Source organism: Longimicrobium sp., assembly GCA_036389135.1.
Classification (GTDB): Bacteria; Gemmatimonadota; Gemmatimonadetes; order Longimicrobiales; family Longimicrobiaceae; genus Longimicrobium.
Map to the genome: position 1 here is coordinate 1 of DASVQP010000092.1, position 2163 is coordinate 2163.

Consider the following 2163-nt stretch of genomic DNA (forward strand, 5'->3'; position numbering starts at 1 on the left):
ACCAGGAAAAACCACACAAACGATACAACCGAGAAGCTACGCATCAGCGGCATGGACTGCGGCGATTGCGCTGTAAGTATCGAGAAGTCGTTGGAGACGCTGCCGGGAGTGCGCTCGGCAAGCGTTAGCTTCGGGGCGGGCACGGCGCAGGTGACGTACGACCCGGCGGTCGCCGGCCACGAAGCCATAGCCAGGCGTGTGTCGGAACTTGGTTATCATGTGGAAGAAACCGGCGCGGCTAGCTTGCAGACGGGACCGCTCGAATTTATCATCGAGGGCATGGACTGCGGCGATTGTGCGCGCACCATCGAAAAGTCGGTGGCTGCCCTGCCTGGCGTGGCCCAGGCAAGTGTGAACTTCGGCTCGGCGCGGCTGTCGGTGGTGCCCTCCGTGGCATCCGAGCGTCCAGAGGCGAGCACGATCGAGCGAGTGGTGACGGCGGCGGGCTACAGGGCCACGCCCGTGGCGAAGCGGCGCACAAGCGCAAGCATGCCGTTCTGGAAGCGCGAGCGCCGGGTCGTCAGCACGGTGATAGGCACCGTCGCCGCTCTGCTGGGCTTCGCGCTGTCGTTCACTGCTGCCCCGGTCTGGCTGGTCAATGCCTTCTTTGGCGCCGGCGTCCTGGTTGCCGGGCTGGGTTTCGCCAGGGCGGGGCTGCTTGCGCTGCGGGCCGGGCGCGCCGATATGAACCTGCTCATGACGGTAGCGGCCATCGGCGCGGTGCTGCTGGGCGACTGGGGCGAGGCGGTCACGGTGGTGCTGCTCTTCGCGTTCGGCGGCACTCTGCAATCTTACACGCTCGACAAGACGCGCGGCGCTATTCGCGCCCTCATGGACCTTACGCCCGCTACCGCCCTGGTGCGCCGCGCCGACACCAGCACCGGCCTGCCCATCATGCGCGACGTCCGCCTCCCCGTCGAGGAGGTACGGCCCGGCGAGACTGTGCTGGTCGGCCCTGGCGAGCGCCTGCCCCTGGACGGCATCGTGCTGCAAGGCGCATCCTCCATCGACCAGTCGTCCATCACGGGCGAGAGCGTGCCGGTGGATGTTGAGCCTGGGGCGGAGGTGTTCGCGGGCACCATCAACGGCCCTGGCGCGCTCGGCATACGCACCGAGCGGGCGGCCAAGGACACCACCCTGGCCCGCATCATAGAAATGGTCGAGCAGGCGCAGTCGAGGCGCGCCCCGTCCCAGCAGTTCGTGGACCGCTTCTCGGCGGTGTACACGCCGGTGGTGATCGTAGCCGCCGCGCTGGTGGCCGTGCTGCCCGCCTTGTTCTTCGCGCAGCCGTTCAACGACTGGTTCTACCGCGCGCTCGTGCTGCTGGTGGTCGCCTGCCCCTGCGCCCTCGTGATCTCCACGCCCGTGAGCATCGTGTCCGCGATTGGCGCTGCCACTCGGCGGGGCGTGCTCGTGAAGGGTGGGGCCACGCTGGAGGCGCTCGGCAAGGTCGGGGCCGTGGCGTTCGACAAGACCGGCACCCTCACCGAGGGGCGGCCGCGCGTGGTGGCCGTGCACGCCCTGGACGCCGACAACGACGCCCTGCTCAGGTTAGCCGCCACCGTGGAAGCCCGCTCCGAGCACCCCCTGGCGATGGCTATCGTGCACGCGGGCCGCAACCTCAAGAACGGCGCGCCCGAAGCCGCCCGGTTCACCGCCTTCCCCGGCCTGGGGGCGAAAGCCTGGGTCGAAGGGCGAGAGGTGTACGTGGGCAATGCCCGCCTTTTCCGCGAGCAGGGCATCCCGGCGGATGGCGTTGCTCCGCTATTGGAGAGCGAGCAGGCGCTTGGCCGCACGGTCGTAATCGTGGGCACGCGGGAGGGCGCGCTGGGCGTTGTCTCCCTGGCCGACAGCCTCCGGCATGACGCGAGGCGGGCCGTGGCTGGCCTGCGCGAGGCCGGTATCAACTACGTGGCGATGCTCACCGGCGACAACGAGCGCACAGCCGGGGCGATTGCCCGCGAAGTAGGCGTGGACGAGTATTACGCCGGATTGCTGCCCGCCGACAAGCTGGCCGCGGTGGAGCGCATAACGAAGGAGCGCGGCCCCGTGGCGATGGTGGGCGACGGCGTAAACGACGCGCCCGCGCTTGCCGCCTCCGAAGTGGGTATAGCTATGGGCGTATCCGGCACCGACGCTGCCCTTGAAGTGGCGGATGTGGCC

The 2163-nt window shown here is 68.9% G+C and carries 1 protein-coding gene; it reads left to right on the forward strand.

The genetic code is table 11. The annotated features are described in order from the left end of the window. Positions 1-42 precede the first annotated feature (42 nt). The coding region (locus tag VF584_20340; protein HEX8212538.1) for a heavy metal translocating P-type ATPase at positions 43-2163 on the forward strand (2121 nt) is incomplete at its 3' end.